This is a genomic window from Neobacillus sp. YX16 (genome assembly GCF_030123505.1).
GTDB lineage: Bacteria > Bacillota > Bacilli > Bacillales > Cytobacillaceae > Neobacillus.
Genome location: NZ_CP126115.1, coordinates 4,161,243 through 4,179,636 on the forward strand (window position 1 = coordinate 4,161,243; position 18,394 = coordinate 4,179,636).

Sequence of the window (18,394 nt, forward strand, 5' to 3'; positions counted from 1 at the left end):
CCGGGAAGCCTCCTCAGCGCTTAAGCGCCTGCGGGGTCTCCCCCTGCCCCGTCCTCCCGCAGGAGTCTCGTGCCTTCCGCGCAAATCAACAGGTGCCAAAATTTATTCTTTGCTTTTACATAGCCTTTTCTTTATTAGTCTTTCTTTTGTTTTCTGCGTGATGATGAAGCTTCTCTTGTTCCTGTTTCTGTTGTTGTTGTTCCTTGGCCTTCAACTTGCGGTGAAGCCAGGCCAATGGTGGATGGATCTTTTTTTCGCTTTCCCATGGTTACACCTCCTCTTTTAGTTTTTGAAGATTATCGTGACTTATACAGAATAATTATGGAGAACTTTGGCATGATATTGATTGAGGAGGTGTTTTGTATGGCGAAAATTGGTGTAGAAGAATCCCTATCAGATATTCAACAAGCTTTAAGGGAAAAAGGACATGATGTGGTTCAATTAAGACAGGAATCTGATGCACAGAATTGCGATTGCTGTGTTGTTACAGGTTTAGATTCTAATGTAATGGGTATGCAGGATACCTTTACAAAAGGCTCAGTCATTGAAGCAAATGGAATGACCGCAGATGAAGTGTGTCAGCAGGTAGAAAGCAGACTCCAGTAAGTCGGTAAAACAACTCAATAAGTGATTCGTTACTTAAACTGCCAACCAAGGCAGTTTTTTTTATACCTCCCTACTTTAATCAAGAAAATTCTTTCGTTATAATGATAGAAGACACTTTGATAGATTTTGAGAGGACGTAATACATGAAGAAGATATTACTTGTAGGCCTTGCCTTTGTCATACTTTGCCTATCGGCATGTTCATCAAAGGAATCACCCCAAACTAAACCAGTAGAATTGACCATTTCCGCTGCTGCTAGTCTCAATGAATCACTAATAGAAATAAAAGAGAATTTCGAAAAAGAAAATAAAAACATAAAAATTTTGTACAATATAGGGAGCTCTGGAGCCTTGAAACAACAAATTCTCCAAGGAGCACCTGTTGATCTCTTCCTATCTGCATCACCTGACCAATTTACCGAATTAATACAAGAAGGTTTAATCGATGCACAAAAGCAGATTGATTTATTAGGTAACCAGCTTGTGTTAATCACTAACAAAGAAAATTCTTTACAACTAAATGGATTTTCTGATTTGACGGATAGTCAGGTTAAAAAAATCGCAATCGGTATACCAGAGTCTGTTCCAGCCGGTAAATATGCTAAACAAACACTACAAAATACTGGTATTTGGGAACAAATTCAACCTATTGTCATTCAAACAAAGGATGTCCGCCAAGTTCTTACATATGTAGAAACAGGTAATGTTGACGCAGGCATTGTTTATATGACAGATGTAAAAGTATCTGATAAAGTACATGTTGTGGCAACTGCAGGTGATCAGACTCACGATTCGATTATTTATCCTGCAGGCATAATAAAAACTACATCCCATAAAAAAGGAGCTGAAATATTTCTTGACTATTTACAAAGTAAAACCGCAAAAACAAGTTTTAAAAAATTTGGTTTTATAGTATTGGATTGATATCATGTTTGCATATGAATTTTGGCAGCCCCTTAGATTCTCTCTAGAAGTTGCTTTTATTTCCGTCATTATTGTTAGCTTTTTTGGCATTTTTTTTGCTAGACTTTTATATAACAAGAAATTCAAAGGTAAGATGCTGCTTGAAACCTTCCTTATGATGCCGATCGTTTTACCGCCAACGGTGATAGGATTTTTACTGATATACTTTTTTGGAAGAAACAGCCCAATCGGTGCCTTAATTGAAGGATTTTTCCAACATTCCATCATGTTTACACCCTGGGCTGCGATTATTGCTTCAACCACTGTTGCATTTCCACTTATGTACCAATCTGTTAAATTAGGCTTTCAATCGGTCGATAAAGATATAGAAGATGCAGCAAAAGTGGATGGCGGAAGCAGAGGAAAGGTATTTTTATTGGTATCCCTGCCTTTGACACTTCCTGCAATAATCTCCGGGCTGATTATGAGTTTTGCACGAGCTATGGGTGAATTTGGAGCAACGTTAATGTTTGCTGGGAATATCCCAGGAAAAACACAAACAGCTCCAACAGCGATTTATGTTGCGATGGAATCCGGTAATATGGGCTTAGCATGGGCATTCGTTCTATCAATGGTACTCATTTCTTTTCTCATGCTGCTGCTTTCGAATATGATTCAAAAAAAGCCATGAAGAGTATATCTCTCCATGGCTATATTACATTATTGTCTCTTCACTAATCTTTTTCTAACGCCCAGAAAAAGTCCCGCAAATGCAATAACTATTATTCCATAAATAATATTTACACTGCTCTCTTCACTAGTTAACAGCTTTTCCTTTTTTACTTTTACTTGTTTAGGTTCTTTTACTTCAAGTTGTATAGATTGAATGACATCACCATCGTTTACAACCTCAAGCACACCTTTTTCGGTAACTCTTACTTTTGATCCATTGATATGCTCTGTAACAACAATATCACTTTTAGTATAATATTCTTTTTCTTTCATTTTAAATAACTCGTTTTGTTTAATAACGCGATGTTGAAAGTTCTTTAAACCATATTCAATCAGTTTTTCTGTATCCTGATACGTATCCTTGCTTCTATCCCCTTTTAAAACAATGGCGGTCAGCTTTATATTATCATTTTCCGCAGTTGTTGCTAATGTGTGTTTTGATTCATCTACAAAACCAGTTTTTCCACCAGTAATTCCTTCAACAGGAATCTCGCCTTTTAATAGACGATGGTGGGTCAAGAGTGTCGTTTTCCAGGACTCACCACTCCAAGGGAGCTCTTTTGTTCCGAAAATCTCTGTGAACACTGGATTCTTTTTTGCATAATTGGTTATTAAGGCTAAATCTTTAGCAGTTGTATAATGATTTTCATTAAACAATCCATTTGGATTAGTAAAATTCGTATTGCTTACCCCGACTTCCTCCGTTAAATACTTATTTATATTTACTGCAAACTCTTCTACACTTCCGTCTATATGTTCAGCGATTGCTACTGCCGCGTCATTCCCTGAGTTAATCAGCATTCCTTGAATTAGCTTTTTTAAAGGGACCCTTTCACCTTCAACTAAAAAAACTCTTGTTCCCTCTTCCTTTACCGCTCTAGGACTTATTGTGACAACATCATCAATGTTACCATTTTCCAAAGCGTAGATGGCTGTTGCAATTTTCGTCAAACTAGCAGGGTATAATTTTTCATCACTATTTTTATTATATAAAATGGCACCTGTTTCTGAATCTACTAATACTGCAGCTTCACTTTTTATATCTAAGGACTGGTTTTCTGCAGCGTAGCTATTTGTTTGGCTCGATAAAACAAGAAATAATAGCATTATTATTGATACAAACCTTGACAATTTACAACATCCTTATTTTTTATTTACCATCTGATTTTATCAAAATATCATTGAAAGTAAATATCAATTAACCAATTGTCATTCAACTGAAAGGTTATTAAAGCGACTTTGAAATAATCGCAATAAAAAATGGCTCAGCCAAAGCCAAGCCGTGTCCTACCTTCTGCGCTTTGAAATTAATAATGTTATTTGGGTCATTGTTAATGGTAAAGAAAATGTTGACTTTCTTCTATAGCCTAAGTATTTCGACTCCCATTTGTTTGTATATTCTTCTTTAAATTTTCGTAATCCTTGAAATTGATTTAGCTCGTTTCCATGTAGATAAATTTGGGCTGCAATTTTTTCACTTACAAATGCATATTTCGATACTCTCCCACCTAATTTAAAAAAGGTATAGCCGTTTCCATGGAGATATGGCAGCATATCATCACTAACTTGATAGAAGACGGGGGTATATCCGTAACGGTCTGCTTGTTCCTGAAACTCCTCAATCGCACCTGATAATTCGTCATTATCACCTATTAAATCCCCAAGAATCACTAGTTTATCTGCATATTGTTGAAAAGGAATTAAGACAGTCTTCTTACTGTTCCAATAAATATACTTATCATCGAGTAATTGTAAATGGGACAAACTCTTTCCATAATAGGTATTTAAATGTTCTATTATCTCTTCTTCTTGACCAATCGAACATTCGAATTTCCACTTTTTAGGTTTGCTTATTACGTATCCTGCATAAAGAATGAGTAATGCAATGAGCAGGCCGATCATCGCACTGCTGAATAAATCCGATGAATCTTCAATGACATATGGCAAAAATTGTGACGGGATGGTGATTTTAGCGGATGGCAGATTAGAATAGCCAATTACCAAATACATTGAAATGATAACCGTAATAATCAGGATATCAACTGTGGTTTTTCCCCACGTTAGGACATAACTTTCCCGATAAAATTGTCCTTTTGATGCTCTTAGTAATAGTGCAACCGTAATAAGAAAAATAGCTTCTTCGTAATCAATTCCTTTAAAGATAGAAAACAAGGCAGCAAGAATTAACACAAGCATGGTCAAATCGTAAGTTCTTTTCACGCTGTATTCTATCCCGCGGGATAACCCAAGCAAGAGAAAGCCTGCAGCCACAGAAAGCTGATGAGAAATATTAATGATTGGAAAAGACAAAATTTCCTGAGCGATTCTAAGTCTATCCATTATGCCTGGAACACTTGCGGATAATAGCAGGATTAAGCCTGAGAGAAAAACGAGAATGGTTACCATAACATGACTAATATTTTGGAGGATTGTATTTGGAATATTACTCCATGATTTGTTCCATTTCTCCCAATATCGTTTTACAAAAAGAAGCGTACTGAGTAAAAACGGGATCAAGTAATATCCAATCCGGTAGAATAATAGGATAACAAGAACTTTTTCTTCCGGAACATGTAAGTCCTGCATTCCCCAAATAAAAACGATATCAAACGAGCCAAGACCACCTGGTATCATACTAATAATACCAGCGCAAGCAGCCACAACATAAACAGGAAAAAGCTGTTCAAAGGTAACAGGTATCTCCATAATCCAAGATAAGAACCAAATACCACAAAAAACTGCGGTCCACTCTAATAGTGAAATAATGAAAAGTTTTGCTCCTGCTCCAAAGGTGATTAATGACTGCTTGTCCCTTTTATTTTTAACAAAATGAATTCCCAAAAATATTGGCAAGTATAATGCTATACCCAGTACGCCAAAGAATAGCCATTTTGTTTGCACAAAAATAGGATGATTGCTGAAATTCAAAGCTACTGACATAGCAAATAAAGAAATTCCTGCCATATAAAAAAATGAAACAGCTGCAATTCCGCCTACTAACCTTCGCTTATCATTTTCAAATCTATGATAGAAGTAGGTTCTTAACATCGCTCCAATTAAGCCGCCAAAACCAAATAAGTTTGAGTAGGTATTAACAATTAATGCTTGTTCAAGTACTTCTTTTTTTCCAGCCTTTATTCCAAGAATCTTCAATAGCATTACATCGTAGAGAAGCATTGGTAACACCGCAGCAAACATTACAAAAAAGATAAGGATTAAAGTACCAAACCATAGTTGTACAATTTCAGATTGAAGTAATCCAAGGTCTAAATTCCCAATGAACTTTTTCAATTCAAGTAGTGCAAACACTAATAAGAGTAAGGGAAAGAGAAATTTTACCACTGTAAATATTTTTCCTTTTTTCATACCGATAACTTACCACCTGTACTTTCAGACCTATATAAACTATAAACTTTTCAACTGGAAAATCAAAGAAATTATCACTTCATTAATGTATATGTACGAACAATAGAAAAAAAATATAAAAAAAGAGACAAGTTTCCCTCCCTTCTCTGCATAAACATGAAATAGGACAAATTAATGGGGGGTTAATAATGAAATTTTTAGTATTAAAGAAAGATACACTTGTTTTTATTTTGGTAACAGCATTCTTACTCGTAACCATTTCTGCATGGTTTTTGCTAAAGGCTGGGGACACTGCTGTATTCAATCAAACAGCAGGTGGCGAGGTAAGAGAAATTCATATGGTCACAGTAGAATATAACAGTACTACAAAAGACGGAAAGGAAATAGAAGTATACCGGTGGGATCCAGGAACAATTAATGTTGAAGCTGGTGAAAAGGTAAACTTATACATTAGTGGCATTAACGGTGAGGAGCACCCTTTCTATATTGAAGGTACAGACATTAAAGGAACCGTCAAAAAAGGTGAAGAGACCATGGTACCTCTTCAAATTGATAAAGAAGGTACTTATCGTTTGATTTGTGAAGTTCATGGAGACAGAGATCATAATGGTCCAATGATTGCTGACATCATCGTCGATTAAAGCAGGAGATTTCTCTCCTGCTTTTTAATTTTTTCTGGCAGCTGTTTCAGTGAGTTTACACTATAAACATGTTGGTTTTATTGATTTTTTCTTATATAACAGTTTGTGTTTTTCTACAAATAATTATAGTACAGATTTTCATTAACGCTCCTACACGTTCCTCGTACCAAAAGTAGAAAACCTTGTTAAACCAATGAGAAAATAAGGTTCACAATATGTTAACAATATATGTGACTTCATTCAAAAAAAATCTGTTACACTTTAGATAAGAAATAACTGCTACACAGTTATATTAATTTAAACAATCTTACGAGGTGAAATAATGATGGAACAATGGAAAGGTTTTACTAAAGGTACTTGGACAAAAGAAGTTAACGTTCGTGATTTCATTATAAAAAACTATAATCAATACGAAGGTGACGACAGCTTCCTAGAAGGTGCAACAGAAGCAACAATCAAGCTTTGGGATCAAGTAATGGAATTAACAAAGCAAGAACGTGAAAAAGGCGGAGTTCTAGACATGGATACTGAAACAGTATCTACTATTACTTCTCACACTCCTGGTTACCTAAATGAAGAACTTGAAAAAGTAGTTGGTGTTCAAACAGACAAACCTTTTAATCGTTCTATGCAGCCTTTCGGTGGAATTCGGATGGCAAAAGCAGCATTAGAATCTTATGGATACGAACTAAATCCAGACATCGAAAGATTCTTTACAGAGTTCCGTAAAACTCACAACCAAGGAGTTTTCGATGCTTATACAGATGAAATGATGTTAGCTCGTAAAGCTGCGATTATTACAGGACTTCCTGATGCTTACGGCCGTGGACGTATTATTGGTGACTACCGTCGTGTAGCACTATACGGAGTAGATTTCTTAATCAAGGAAAAACAAAAGGATCAAAAGAATACAAGTAAGGTAATGACAGAAGACAATATGCGTCTTCGCGAAGAAATTGCAGAACAAATTCGTGCATTAAAAGAATTAAAAGAAATGGCCAGCAGTCACGGCTTTGATATTTCTCAGCCTGCCACAACTGCACAAGAAGCATTCCAATGGTTATACTTTGGTTACTTAGCTGCTATTAAAGAGCAAAACGGTGCTGCAATGAGTCTTGGTCGTGTATCTACATTCCTTGATATATATTTAGAAAGAGACCTGCAAGATGGTACCTTAACAGAAGTTGAAGCGCAAGAAATCGTTGACCATTTTGTTATGAAGCTTCGTTTAGTTAAATTTGCGCGTACACCTGATTATAATGACCTATTCAGTGGTGACCCTACTTGGGTAACTGAGTCAATTGGCGGAATGACATCTGACGGTCGCTCTTTTGTAACAAAGAACTCTTTCCGTTTCCTACACACATTAGATAACTTAGGAGCAGCTCCAGAACCTAACTTAACAGTGTTATGGTCACCACAACTGCCTGAGAATTTTAAAAAATATTGTGCAAAAATGTCAATTAAAACTAGCTCTATCCAATATGAAAATGACGATATCATGCGTCCTGAATACGGCGATGATTACGGAATTGCTTGCTGTGTATCCGCTATGGAGATTGGGAAACAAATGCAGTTCTTCGGTGCTCGTGCAAACCTTGCAAAAGCACTTCTCTACTCCATTAACGGTGGTGTAGATGAGAAATTAAAAATTCAAGTAGGACCACAATATCAACCAATCACTTCTGAGGTATTGAATTACGAAGAAGTTATGCAAAAGTTTGATCAAATGATGGAATGGCTTGCAGGTTTATATATCAATACCTTGAATGTTATTCACTATATGCATGATAAGTACAGCTATGAAAGAATTGAAATGGCTCTACATGACTCTCAAATCTTACGTACCATGGCAACAGGAATCGCTGGATTGAGCGTAGTAGCAGACTCATTAAGTGCAATTAAATACGCTGAAGTGAAAGTTATTCGCGATGAAAACGGTCTAGCTGTCGATTTCGAAACAACTGGCGACTTCCCTAAATACGGAAACAACGATGACCGTGTAGACAGCATTGCGGTTGAAATTGTAAAAACATTTATGAAAAAGTTGAGAAAGCACCAAACCTACCGTAATTCTGTTCATACAATGTCAATCTTGACGATTACATCAAATGTGGTTTATGGAAAGAAGACTGGCAATACACCAGATGGCCGTCGTACCGGTGAACCATTCGCACCAGGTGCAAACCCAATGCATGGCCGTGACACAAAAGGTACACTTGCTTCTCTATCTTCCGTTGCTAAACTGCCATACAGCTCAGCAATGGATGGAATTTCAAATACTTTCTCCATCGTTCCTAAAGCATTAGGTAAAGAAGAAGAAAGTCAGGTTCGCAACTTAGTTTCTATCTTAGACGGATATGCAGTCAAATCTGGTCACCATCTAAATGTTAACGTCTTTAATAAAGAAACATTAATGGATGCAATGGAACACCCAGAATTATATCCACAATTAACTATTCGTGTTTCTGGTTATGCGGTTAACTTCATCAAATTAACAAAAGAACAACAGTTTGACGTGATTAACCGTACTTTCCACGAATCACTATAAAACTAGATTTTGGGGCTCCTTTTAAGGGGCTCCTGCTTTAAAAATAAAGGGGGATCTTCATCATGAACGGAAATATCCATTCTATTGAAACATTAGGAACAGTAGACGGACCAGGTATACGCTATGTTGTATTTACCCAAGGCTGCCTATTACGCTGCCAGTTTTGCCATAACGCGGATACATGGGAAATCGGCAGCGGCAAACAGATGATCATTTCCGAAATCATGGATGATCTCATGTCCTACCTGCCTTTCATCCAATCTTCTGGTGGAGGAATCACGGTCAGCGGTGGTGAACCACTTCTACAAATACCGTTCCTTACTGAATTGTTTAAGGAATGTAAAAAGAAAGGGATTCATACGACTATTGATTCTTCTGGCGGTTGTTTCTCACACTCTAAACTGTTTATTGAACAACTTGAAGAGTTATTAAACTATACTGACTTGATTTTACTTGATTTAAAGCATATTAACCGTAAAAAACATATCCAATTAACCGGTATGGCAAATGACCATATTCTTGAATTTGCTAAGTTTTTATCTGACCGTAAAGTACCTGTTTGGGTGCGCCATGTTCTCGTCCCTACTGTTTCAGATTATCCAGAGGATCTTCAAAAGCTTGGGGAATTTATTGGTACACTAGAAAATGTCCAAAAGATTGAAATTCTTCCCTATCATAAGCTCGGTGTTTATAAGTGGGAAGCACTGGGACTGGAATATCCATTAAATCATGTTGAACCACCTTCAGAAGAGAAAGTGGAACTCGCATATAAAATGATTACTGCCCACTGGAACAAATCCTTAATTGAACAATAAAAAAGAATGCTGTCGGAATGGCAGCATTCTTTTTAGAATTTATTTTTTTAAGAGAATTTTTCTACAATGTTTTTTCCAGCGGGATTCAATTGCTTCTTTGCCGTTTCTCCTTTATACTCTTAACATTAACAAATAAAAGTGAGGTGATTATTTTTGTACCAAATGCTGATTGATTTTACTGATGCAAATGCATTAGAAGCACTTTATTTAAGTCTTTATTTCGGTGTCATTATCAAGTTACTTTGGGCATGGAATGTGGAATATTGCTTCATGGGGTCCATAAGTGAACCAGCTCATACAAAAATCAATCACCCATTGTTTATTTATAAGAAGAAATGCTCTGTAAATAGAAATCTAATTCTAATTCGTATTTTTAAATATATTCGTAGAAAAGAAAGTTCACAGGATGATACAGAAGAACCTATTTCCTCCTCCCTATTCACTTATAAACAACTTAAACAATCCTAGGAGGAAATATGAAAATCAAAAATTCTTTACCAACTTTACTACTATTAACATTTACTACACTGCTCCTTTCTGCCTGTTCTGCAGCAGACGGAAAAGGTGATGGATTTTTTAATACGTATTTTGTCGAACCATTTACTGTTTCTATTCATTTTCTAGCTGAATTTTTCAATGGAAGCTATGGTTTATCAATTATTCTTGTTACCCTCATCATTCGACTGGTATTAATGCCGTTTATGCTAAAGCAATATAGAAATCAGATGAACATGAAAGAGAAAATGGATGTCATGAAACCTGAAATGGAAGCTATCCAAAAGAAAATGAAAGATGAAAAGGATCCAAAAAAGAAACAAGAAATGCAGCAGGAATTAATGGGTCTTTATCAGAAACATGGTGTCAATCCATTAAATATGGGATGTTTACCTCTCCTGATTCAAATGCCGATTCTAACGGGTTTTTATTATGCGATTCGTGGTTCTGAAGAAATTGCAAGCCACCGTTTTCTATGGTTTAGTCTTGGAGACCCTGATATCATCATTACCCTTATTGCAGGTGTCATTTATTATTTCCAATTTAAAGTTTCACAGTCTAACATGCCATCTGCTCAGGCGCAGCAAATGAAATTCATGGGGCTATTGTCTCCACTTATGATTGTCATATTCTCTTTCAGTTCGCCTGCGGCACTTCCGCTTTATTGGGCAGTTGGTGGTACGTTTTTAATTCTGCAAACATGGTTAAGCAAAAAGATATATCAAAAAGGAAAAGAAACAGAAATGAAAGCAAGTACAATGAATTAGTAATCAAAAGAAGCATTGGATTCCAATGCTTCTTATTTTATGCCAAGTTTCCTTCCTACGTTCAACTTTACCGTCTCCCACTCATTATCAAGGATGCTATAGAAGACCGTGTCTCGTATGTAGCCACCCGATATTTTTCTATCCTTCCGTAACGTACCTTCTTTTAGAGCACCTATTCTTTCGATTGCTTTTTGAGAACGAAGGTTTCGAGAATCTGTTTTAAGTTGGACACGCCTTACCTTCCAGCTTTCAAATGCGTGTTGAAGAAGCAGATATTTACATTCAGTGTTTACTCTGGTTCTCCAGGAATCAGGATGATACCAAGTGGATCCAATTTCCAGACTATTATTTTCAGGTGAAATATCAAGATACCGTGTACTTCCAATAATTTTGTCTTCCTGATTAATAATAGTAAATGTGTATTCGGTACCCTTTTCTCTCTTCTGGATAGCAGAAGCTATCATCTGCTCCATTTCTGCTTTACTTCTTACCGTAGTAGCCATATAGGTCCAAATCTCATCTGGTTTAGCTGCTTCCCATAATCCGTCGATATGTTCGAAGCTGATGGGAAGTAATGTAACTGTTTCTCCTTTTAACTCAAAATGTTCATTCCACATCTTCATTTACTAACTTCTCCTATCCTTTTATAAAATAAGGCTGTGTTAAATTGGGCTGTTGATTTGTGCTCCAGGCGCTTCGCTTTCCGCAGGCGGTTCGGGAAGCCTGTCTAGCTGCAGCGCCTAGCCCCTCGAGTCGCTTCGGTCCCAACGTTGAAGTCAAAGAACGACTTCATCGTCAGGCCCTCCAGCGCTTGTCGGGGCTGTACAAGGCGCTTCCGCTTTTCCTACTCCTCGGCGCTAAGAGATGAGCGGGGTCTCCCCTGTCCCGTCCTCCTGCAGTACATTGATTTACATCCTCGAATCTGCCCACGCACGAAGAAAATGCGATAGCATTTTCGAGGAGTCTCGCGCCTTCCGCACAAATCAACAGAGTTCTAAAATCAACATTTAACTTTAACAGCCTTTAAAAAAATAGACTGAAGGCGAGGCCTATCAGTCTACATTTTGGAAATATTCTTTATAAAATCCGCCGACTTTGCCGGTATTGTCAATAATATAATAAAACTCTTCCGTTTCATTTTTAACATCATAAATCTTTCCCGCAGTTAATGCGTTATTTACTATATATTTTTTGGCATCCGTATGTACACATTTTACTTTTTTTACTGTTTCACGATCGCTCCATGTTAAATGAATCATCCTCGCACCGTCCCTTTCCATTAATAACTATTCCTTAGTATAATCAAATGGGCGACGGTAGTGCAACTAAATTTCATTGGTGCCTTATGAAATATTTAATATATTTTTAATATGACAAATTTGTGAATTGGGTTCTCAAATGGGAATAAAACGATTACAATATTAAAAACTGAATATTCAATCCATTTTCCAAAGGAGGCATTCTAAGTTGAAAATTATGAGTAACGAACTATTGGTTGTTTCGTATCGGGATGCAGTTAAGTCTGGGAAAGAAAAGGAATGGATAAAGATTTTAAAGGATGAAATAAAACGTCGTGGATTAAGGCCATTTAAAAATCGATAACTTTTGCCATCTGTATTAAGAACCGCCGCTAATGTTCGGCGGTTTTTTACTGTAGGCTGTGTTTAATCGGGCTGTTGATTTGTGCTCCAGGCGGTTCGGGAAGCCTCCTCGGCGCTAAGAGATAAGCGGGGTCTCCCCTGTCCCGTCCTCCTGCAGGACATTGATTTACTTCCTCGAATCTGCCCACGCACGAAGAAAATGCGATAGCATTTTCGAGGAGTCTCGCGCCTTCCGCACAAATCAACAGAGTTCTAAAATCAACATTTACCTATAAAACAGCCTTACTGTAAAAAATAAAAGGCCGGAGTGTCCGGCCTAAAAGCTTTTGAAGCTATAAGAAACCCTTTGTTAGGTCAATCAGTTTTGTTGGGAATAGAGGGTTTTTTCTTTTTTCGCTTATGGACGAGTCGACTATTTCTTTTACCTCGCTAGGTAATTCATTATGTCCACAATTTATGCAGGTTTTAATTGCAGCACTTCCACTGAACACATTAATTCCATCTTCTATTGTAAAAGCGACATGTTCCTGACAATCAACTAAGCGGTGGTGGTAAATTTTTGATTCCCTCATCGTTAAGCTTCCTTTCTATTATTGATTATACTTTTATTATAATCTGAAATAGCAGGAAATAGTTGTGGAATAATTTAGAATTTTCGTTCATTCGTTACAATTCCGTGACTGTATCAATCATTTTCCCAATCAGTTTAAACTTGACCTTCAAAGACCTCGTTCTTTTTCACAAAAAGTTTATCAATTTCTTCCATTACCTTCATACTCGCATGGTTAGCATCGTCCGCATTGACGTTAATAAACTTTCCATCATATTCAAGGGTGGCATGATCATAGCGGGGATCATAATAATGTTCTAGTAAAATACCAATCATCGTTTGATAATCCTTATTTTCTAAGGTTTGAAGCAGTGCCTTTTTCATATCATGGTCTTTAATTCTTCTCAAGATTTTTTCAATCCCAATTGAAATTTGGTCTTGATACCATGGTTCATTTTGATAAGGCAAAACATATTCATTAACAAGCTGAATAACCCTTTGCTCTAAAGAGGTGTGGATATAAATATTAATCCCCTTCATTTTCTTATCCATAAGCTCTCCAGGCTGAACAGCTTTCCCAATCCGTTTGCTTTCAGCTTCCATCACAAAATAAGCAGAACCTTGTATTTCTTTTAGTCCTTTGTATAAAAGGGAATCGAATATCTTTTGATTATGCCCTTCTCCTAGCCCAATTGTGCCAAAGATAGACCCTCGATGGGCAGCCATTTCTTCAAGATCAAGAATTGGGTACCCAAGAGACTTCAATTTCTTCAGAACTTCTGTCTTACCAACTCCAGTTAGTCCATGTAATACAACTGCCTTGTCTGGAAACATCTCCGGAATTTGCTTAAGAATGTATTGTCTGTACGCTTTATAGCCGCCTGTTAAACGCATTGCATATATCCCTGCAAATTCTAAAAAGGTTACGACCGCCTTGCTTCTCATTCCCCCGCGCCAGCAATGAATGACTAATTCGTCCCCATTTTGCATAGCTTCTTGAATTTGCTTTAGAAGTGCAGGGATTTTAGGTGAAACAAATTCCATCGCTTTCCATTTAGCTGCAGCTTGTCCTTCATGTTTATAAATAGTTCCAATTTCCTCACGCTCTTTGTCCGTAAATAAAGGAATGTTTATTGCTTCCGGAATTGAACCATCCTTAAACTCAATTGGTGAACGAATATCAATGATGATGGGATTCTTTAACGTTTGTAATTCCTCAACAGTAATTTCCTTCATTTTATATTAACTCCTCTTTTTTACTATCTAATTTTAATAATAACTGGCCAAAACAAACAAAACTTCCAAGACTGGAAGTTTCAAATCAACAAATTAAAGGGAAATCCCTAATAAATGGTTAAATTACAAAGAAGTTCAGTAAAAGTATAGACTAATTATATAAGAGATATACGGAGGTATCAAGAAGACATTCCTGCCAATTTGATAGGTAGAGGTTTTACCTGAAGGGTATTCCTGTTAATTTTTCAACTGCATGACAAAAGCGTTTCCAGTCTGGTGGGAAACATTCAATTCCTTCACTCTCATAAACTTTGTGTTTTGTATTTACCCTAATCGACCAATATTTCCCATCAAGAATGATTCCTTCTTCGTTTCGATATGATGGTTCCCATTCCCATATTTTCATTGAATAAATTTCACTTTTAAAATCCATTATGTTTCCAATTGATTTATTCTCAAGATTGGTAAATGGGAGGATATTGTCTTTGTTTCTCCATTCAAAGACAGTAAATGAATTCCGAAAAAAATCAACATGAACTTTGTAGGATCTGCCTGAAAAACCATCAACACCTGCAATTAATGAGTTGATTGTTTCCTTCACCTTCATCATACAACCTCATCCTAACTTAACCAAACTTAATCTTCTAACAAAATTATAGTAAATATTCTATAGTGTTGCTGTAACAAATGACACTAGCACAAAAAAATCCACTCATAATGAGTAGATTTTTTCTTCCTACCTAATGTTTTTTTCTGGTTTAAGAACAGACATAAAGCTTTCCAACCCATTGATGTCGTTTTTATTGAGTAAGTCGACAATCTTACTGCCGACAATCACTCCGTCACAATGAGGGGTTAACTCCTTAATTTGATCTTCGGTTGATATTCCAAACCCAGCCACAACTGGAATCGGACTTATCTCCTTCACTCTCTTTAAAAATTCCACCACTTCTTGATTGAATTCATTTCTCGTACCGGTTATACCTTTTACCGTTACTGTGTATAAAAATCCATTACCTCGACTCGATATTTCCTTAATTCGCTCACTTGGCGAGGTCAGCGTAACAAGCCGGATTAGTTCAATCCCGACATTTTCGAGCTCCTCAGTAAGCAACTCTTCTTCTTCAATCGGAAGATCAGGAATAATACATCCATCTACTCCGGCATTCGCAATATCTTGTGCGAATGTAGAAATCCCATATGAATAGATAGGATTTAGATAAGTCATAAGCACGATAGGGATAGAAACTACTTCCCTGGCTTTTGTAAGTTCAGCAATAATCCCCCTTAATGTTGTTCCATTTTGAAGTGCCCTAATACCTGCTTGTTGTATGGTCGGACCATCTGCTACAGGATCGGAAAAAGGAACTCCCACTTCAATGAGTGTTGCGCCAAGTCTCTCCAAAGTACTGAGACGTTCAGCTAGAATATTTAGTCCGCCATCTCCAGCCATAATATAGGGAATAAAAGCTTTTCGATTTTGTTCATATAAAGCCTTAAATGATTGTTCAATTCTATTCATTATGCTCTCTCCCTTTCTAACCTTTCTTTTACAGCCATTACGTCTTTATCTCCACGTCCTGACAAACAAACAACTATATGCTCTGTTTCCTTCATTTGAGCAGCAAGTTTAACAGCAAAACTTACGGCATGAGCACTTTCAAGAGCCGGAATAATACCTTCTAGTTTCGATAAAAGCTGAAAAGCATCCAATGCTTCTTTATCCGTTATCGACCGATAATTCGCTCTTCCACTGTCTTTTAAGTAACTATGTTCTGGTCCTACACCAGGATAATCAAGTCCAGCTGAGATCGAATGTGCTTCGATTATCTGACCATCTTCATCCTGCAATAAGTACATGAGTGCACCATGGAGAACACCTGGTTTTCCTTTTGTGAGTGAAGCTGCATGAAAATCGGTGTCAGTTCCCTGTCCGGCTGCTTCTACACCATAAAGACTTACTTCTTTATCTTCGATGAAGGGATGGAACATTCCAGCGGCATTGCTGCCGCCGCCGATACAGGCGACAACGGCTTCAGGAAGCTTTCCTTCCTGTTCAAAAAACTGTATTTTCGTCTCTTTGCCAATCACACTTTGAAAATCTCTTACCATTACCGGAAAGGGATGTGGTCCCATAACAGAACCTAATAGATAGTGTGTATCCTCCACATGTTCAACCCAGTAGCGTAAAGCTTCATTTACGGCATCCTTTAAGGTTGAACTGCCAGAAGTAACGCTAACAACTTTTGCTCCAAGCAGCTCCATTCGAAATACATTTAATGCCTGTCGTTTGATGTCTTCTTCTCCCATAAAAATAATGCAATCAAGATTTAATAAAGCGCACACTGTTGCGGTTGCAACTCCATGCTGTCCTGCACCGGTTTCGGCAACGATTTTTCTTTTTCCCATCCTAACCGCTAACAGAGCCTGACCGATAGCATTATTGATTTTGTGGGCACCTGTATGGTTCAGGTCTTCCCTTTTAAGATAAATTTGAGCTCCGCCAGCGTATTTTGTAAGATTCTTTGCAAAATAAAGCGGTGTCTCTCTCCCAACATATTCCGATAAATATCCATCAATTTCTGCTTGGAAACTTGGGTCCTCTTTTGCGATTTTATAAGCTTCATCCAGCTCAAGGACAGCTTTCATAAGTGTTTCTGGTACAAACCTTCCGCCATAAATACCAAATTGCCCTTTTTCATTCGGCAGTGTATATGAATTCATTCCGCGTTCCTCCCGTTTGGCTCCCTTTAGCCTTAATTATGAATGATTGGATTTTGTTTAGATCCTTTTTTCCTTCAGTCTCAACACCGCTGCTTACATCGACCATGTACGGTTTAATCAGATTAATTGCCTCTTCCACATTTCCATCATGCAATCCACCAGCAAGAATCACTTTTTTATCCTTAAGATCCTCTGCAGAAATGCTGTTCCAGTCAAAGGATAAGCCGTTTCCTCCTCTGTAATTCCCTTTTGGTCCGTCAATCAAAACGTATTCACATTTATAATTTTCTATTGTCTTTAAGCTCTGTTCGTCATGAATACTTATTGCTTTTATAACCGGGTACGAAAGGGATTCACTAAACACTGTAGTTTCATCACCGTGTAACTGAACGTGAGTGAGACCCACACTTGAAGCAATTTCTTCTATCTTCTCTTTCGACTCATTGACAAACACCCCAACCCTTATTACCTCTTTTGGTAAGTGGGCAATAATCTCCTTTGCCTTTACTTCTGTAATCTTACGTTTGCTTTCTGCAAAAACAAATCCGAGGGCATCAGCACCATAGTCAACAGCTGCAATTGCAGTCGTAAGGTCCGTAATACCACAAATTTTCACCTTCATTGTTGTAATCCCCCTGCAAGTGGCAGCCTAAAGTCCTTGAAGGATTGTAATAGGTCAGGGCTCTTCATGAATGCTTCTCCAACTAAAATTCCATTTGCCCCTGCGTTACGTACACGCTCCACATCTTCCTTTTGATGTATCCCACTTTCACTAATAAGAAAGGCACCTGCATCCTTAATGGATTTCGCCAAGGATTCCGTTGTCTCAAGTGAGACAGTAAAAGTCTTTAAATCCCGATTGTTCACACCGATTAATTGGGCTCCTATTTGAAGGGCATTCTCTAACTCAACTTGATCATGAACCTCCACTAACACCTCTAAATTCAAACCTTGTGCATATTGATACAACTTAATGAGGGACTCTTGATCCAATGCGGCCACAATCAGAAGGATTATGTCTGCACCATTTTCAGCGGCCATGTCAATTTGACTGGAATCAATAATAAAATCCTTGCAAAGGATAGGCAACTCCACTGCCTCTCTTACAGCTCTTAAATCTGAAAAGGAGCCTTTAAAAAAAGTTGAATCGGTTAGAACAGAAATAGCTGATGCTCCTGCCTGCTCATATCTTGCTGCCTGCTCAGCCGGATCAGCTCCACTGTTAATGATTCCTTTCGATGGAGACGCTCGTTTAAATTCTGAAATAATAGCAATTTCATCTGCTGCCGTTAATTTATGGATAAGGGATCTTCTAGGCTTCGCATCCACTTTTATGCAATTTCCTTCGCGAAGTTTTTGAACCTCTTTTCGTTTTTCTTCAATAATTCGATCTAGTATCGTTTCCACT

General features: G+C 37.4%; 21 protein-coding genes. 9 read left to right on the forward strand and 12 right to left on the reverse strand.

Annotated elements, in window-relative coordinates:
* Positions 1–134: 134 nt before the first annotated feature.
* The gene (locus QNH48_RS20365; protein ID WP_133367054.1) at positions 135–266 is read right to left on the reverse strand and encodes a YuzL family protein; all 132 of its coding nucleotides are present in this window, start codon (positions 264–266) and stop codon (positions 135–137) included.
* A 97-nt stretch (positions 267–363) separates the two neighbouring features.
* Between QNH48_RS20365 and QNH48_RS20370 the strand changes: the two genes are divergently transcribed.
* The 3 genes from QNH48_RS20370 to modB all read left to right on the forward strand — a co-directional run bounded on the left by QNH48_RS20370 (position 364) and on the right by modB (position 2,199).
* Positions 364–606, forward strand: coding sequence for a YkuS family protein (locus QNH48_RS20370; RefSeq protein ID WP_095249645.1), 243 nt, complete (start codon positions 364–366; stop codon positions 604–606).
* Between the two features lie 143 nt (positions 607–749).
* The gene (gene modA / locus QNH48_RS20375) at positions 750–1,529 is read left to right on the forward strand and encodes a molybdate ABC transporter substrate-binding protein (RefSeq protein WP_283951776.1); all 780 of its coding nucleotides are present in this window, start codon (positions 750–752) and stop codon (positions 1,527–1,529) included.
* A 4-nt stretch (positions 1,530–1,533) separates the two neighbouring features.
* Positions 1,534–2,199, forward strand: a complete 666-nt coding sequence (gene modB / locus QNH48_RS20380) for a molybdate ABC transporter permease subunit (protein WP_095249643.1) — start codon at positions 1,534–1,536, stop codon at positions 2,197–2,199.
* A gap of 29 nt (positions 2,200–2,228) precedes the next feature.
* Here the strand turns inward: modB and QNH48_RS20385 are convergent, their stop codons facing one another.
* Both QNH48_RS20385 and QNH48_RS20390 read right to left on the reverse strand, forming a co-directional pair.
* Positions 2,229–3,371, reverse strand: a complete 1,143-nt coding sequence (locus tag QNH48_RS20385; RefSeq protein ID WP_283951777.1) for a D-alanyl-D-alanine carboxypeptidase family protein — start codon at positions 3,369–3,371, stop codon at positions 2,229–2,231.
* A gap of 156 nt (positions 3,372–3,527) precedes the next feature.
* The gene (locus tag QNH48_RS20390; protein ID WP_283951778.1) at positions 3,528–5,606 is read right to left on the reverse strand and encodes a phosphatidylglycerol lysyltransferase domain-containing protein; all 2,079 of its coding nucleotides are present in this window, start codon (positions 5,604–5,606) and stop codon (positions 3,528–3,530) included.
* A 188-nt stretch (positions 5,607–5,794) separates the two neighbouring features.
* On the opposite strand from QNH48_RS20390, the gene QNH48_RS20395 reads away from it, so the two are divergent.
* The 5 genes from QNH48_RS20395 (at position 5,795) to yidC (ending at position 10,875) form a co-directional block, all read left to right on the forward strand.
* A complete protein-coding gene (locus tag QNH48_RS20395) occupies positions 5,795–6,247 on the forward strand; it encodes a cupredoxin domain-containing protein (RefSeq protein WP_095249641.1) in 453 nt (150 codons plus the stop codon).
* 325 nt (positions 6,248–6,572) lie between these two features.
* A complete protein-coding gene (pflB, locus tag QNH48_RS20400) occupies positions 6,573–8,798 on the forward strand; it encodes a formate C-acetyltransferase (RefSeq protein WP_283955833.1) in 2,226 nt (741 codons plus the stop codon).
* Between the two features lie 62 nt (positions 8,799–8,860).
* A complete protein-coding gene (gene pflA / locus QNH48_RS20405) occupies positions 8,861–9,613 on the forward strand; it encodes a pyruvate formate-lyase-activating protein (protein WP_283951779.1) in 753 nt (250 codons plus the stop codon).
* Between the two features lie 153 nt (positions 9,614–9,766).
* Positions 9,767–10,081, forward strand: coding sequence for a hypothetical protein (locus QNH48_RS20410; RefSeq protein WP_095249638.1), 315 nt, complete (start codon positions 9,767–9,769; stop codon positions 10,079–10,081).
* Positions 10,082–10,089: 8 nt separating this feature from the next.
* Entirely contained in the window at positions 10,090–10,875 is a 786-nt protein-coding gene (yidC, locus tag QNH48_RS20415; RefSeq protein WP_283951780.1) for a membrane protein insertase YidC, read from the forward strand.
* Between the two features lie 32 nt (positions 10,876–10,907).
* Here yidC and QNH48_RS20420 read toward each other — a convergent pair whose 3' ends face one another.
* Positions 10,908–11,498, reverse strand: a complete 591-nt coding sequence (locus QNH48_RS20420; protein WP_283951781.1) for a GNAT family N-acetyltransferase — start codon at positions 11,496–11,498, stop codon at positions 10,908–10,910.
* A 429-nt stretch (positions 11,499–11,927) separates the two neighbouring features.
* Positions 11,928–12,134 (reverse strand): DUF6501 family protein, encoded by a 207-nt coding sequence (locus QNH48_RS20425; protein ID WP_283955834.1) that lies wholly within the window; start codon positions 12,132–12,134, stop codon positions 11,928–11,930.
* Between the two features lie 217 nt (positions 12,135–12,351).
* Between QNH48_RS20425 and sda the strand changes: the two genes are divergently transcribed.
* Positions 12,352–12,477, forward strand: a complete 126-nt coding sequence (gene sda, locus QNH48_RS20430; protein ID WP_373558151.1) for a sporulation histidine kinase inhibitor Sda — start codon at positions 12,352–12,354, stop codon at positions 12,475–12,477.
* A 331-nt stretch (positions 12,478–12,808) separates the two neighbouring features.
* On the opposite strand, the gene QNH48_RS20435 is transcribed toward sda, so the two are convergent.
* The 7 genes from QNH48_RS20435 to trpC form a co-directional block, all read right to left on the reverse strand.
* A complete protein-coding gene (locus QNH48_RS20435; protein ID WP_283951782.1) occupies positions 12,809–13,048 on the reverse strand; it encodes a hypothetical protein in 240 nt (79 codons plus the stop codon).
* Positions 13,049–13,182: 134 nt separating this feature from the next.
* Positions 13,183–14,262: a tRNA 2-selenouridine(34) synthase MnmH gene (gene mnmH / locus QNH48_RS20440; RefSeq protein WP_283951783.1), complete on the reverse strand. Its 1,080-nt coding sequence runs from the start codon at positions 14,260–14,262 to the stop codon at positions 13,183–13,185.
* Between the two features lie 217 nt (positions 14,263–14,479).
* Positions 14,480–14,872, reverse strand: a complete 393-nt coding sequence (locus QNH48_RS20445; RefSeq protein ID WP_283951784.1) for a hypothetical protein — start codon at positions 14,870–14,872, stop codon at positions 14,480–14,482.
* A 126-nt stretch (positions 14,873–14,998) separates the two neighbouring features.
* Positions 14,999–15,784 carry a tryptophan synthase subunit alpha gene (gene trpA, locus QNH48_RS20450; RefSeq protein WP_283951785.1) on the reverse strand — a complete coding sequence of 262 codons (786 nt, stop codon included), beginning with the start codon at positions 15,782–15,784 and terminating at the stop codon, positions 14,999–15,001.
* A complete protein-coding gene (gene trpB / locus QNH48_RS20455; RefSeq protein ID WP_095249626.1) occupies positions 15,784–16,986 on the reverse strand; it encodes a tryptophan synthase subunit beta in 1,203 nt (400 codons plus the stop codon). Before trpB ends, trpA begins: the two co-directional genes overlap by 1 nt.
* Complete coding sequence (locus QNH48_RS20460) at positions 16,961–17,608, reverse strand: phosphoribosylanthranilate isomerase (RefSeq protein WP_283951786.1); 648 nt, start codon at positions 17,606–17,608, stop codon at positions 16,961–16,963. The genes trpB and QNH48_RS20460 overlap by 26 nt, the downstream gene beginning before the upstream one ends.
* Positions 17,605–18,393: an indole-3-glycerol phosphate synthase TrpC gene (trpC, locus tag QNH48_RS20465; RefSeq protein ID WP_283951787.1), complete on the reverse strand. Its 789-nt coding sequence runs from the start codon at positions 18,391–18,393 to the stop codon at positions 17,605–17,607. Before trpC ends, QNH48_RS20460 begins: the two co-directional genes overlap by 4 nt.
* Position 18,394: the final 1 nt, after the last annotated feature.

Coding starts and splice junctions, on each gene's coding strand:
- QNH48_RS20395 (WP_095249641.1), top strand. CDS start 5,795: ATGAAATTTTTAGTATTAAAGAAAGATACACTTGTTTTTATTTTGGTA.
- QNH48_RS20435 (WP_283951782.1), bottom strand. CDS start 13,048: ATGAGGGAATCAAAAATTTACCACCACCGCTTAGTTGATTGTCAGGAA.
- QNH48_RS20420 (WP_283951781.1), bottom strand. CDS start 11,498: ATGAAGATGTGGAATGAACATTTTGAGTTAAAAGGAGAAACAGTTACA.
- modB (WP_095249643.1), top strand. CDS start 1,534: ATGTTTGCATATGAATTTTGGCAGCCCCTTAGATTCTCTCTAGAAGTT.
- QNH48_RS20370 (WP_095249645.1), top strand. CDS start 364: ATGGCGAAAATTGGTGTAGAAGAATCCCTATCAGATATTCAACAAGCT.
- QNH48_RS20445 (WP_283951784.1), bottom strand. CDS start 14,872: ATGATGAAGGTGAAGGAAACAATCAACTCATTAATTGCAGGTGTTGAT.
- sda (WP_373558151.1), top strand. CDS start 12,352: ATGAGTAACGAACTATTGGTTGTTTCGTATCGGGATGCAGTTAAGTCT.
- trpA (WP_283951785.1), bottom strand. CDS start 15,784: ATGAATAGAATTGAACAATCATTTAAGGCTTTATATGAACAAAATCGA.
- QNH48_RS20390 (WP_283951778.1), bottom strand. CDS start 5,606: ATGAAAAAAGGAAAAATATTTACAGTGGTAAAATTTCTCTTTCCCTTA.
- trpB (WP_095249626.1), bottom strand. CDS start 16,986: ATGAATTCATATACACTGCCGAATGAAAAAGGGCAATTTGGTATTTAT.
- QNH48_RS20460 (WP_283951786.1), bottom strand. CDS start 17,608: ATGAAGGTGAAAATTTGTGGTATTACGGACCTTACGACTGCAATTGCA.
- mnmH (WP_283951783.1), bottom strand. CDS start 14,262: ATGAAGGAAATTACTGTTGAGGAATTACAAACGTTAAAGAATCCCATC.
- yidC (WP_283951780.1), top strand. CDS start 10,090: ATGAAAATCAAAAATTCTTTACCAACTTTACTACTATTAACATTTACT.
- pflA (WP_283951779.1), top strand. CDS start 8,861: ATGAACGGAAATATCCATTCTATTGAAACATTAGGAACAGTAGACGGA.
- QNH48_RS20425 (WP_283955834.1), bottom strand. CDS start 12,134: ATGATTCATTTAACATGGAGCGATCGTGAAACAGTAAAAAAAGTAAAA.
- QNH48_RS20365 (WP_133367054.1), bottom strand. CDS start 266: ATGGGAAAGCGAAAAAAAGATCCATCCACCATTGGCCTGGCTTCACCG.
- modA (WP_283951776.1), top strand. CDS start 750: ATGAAGAAGATATTACTTGTAGGCCTTGCCTTTGTCATACTTTGCCTA.
- pflB (WP_283955833.1), top strand. CDS start 6,573: ATGGAACAATGGAAAGGTTTTACTAAAGGTACTTGGACAAAAGAAGTT.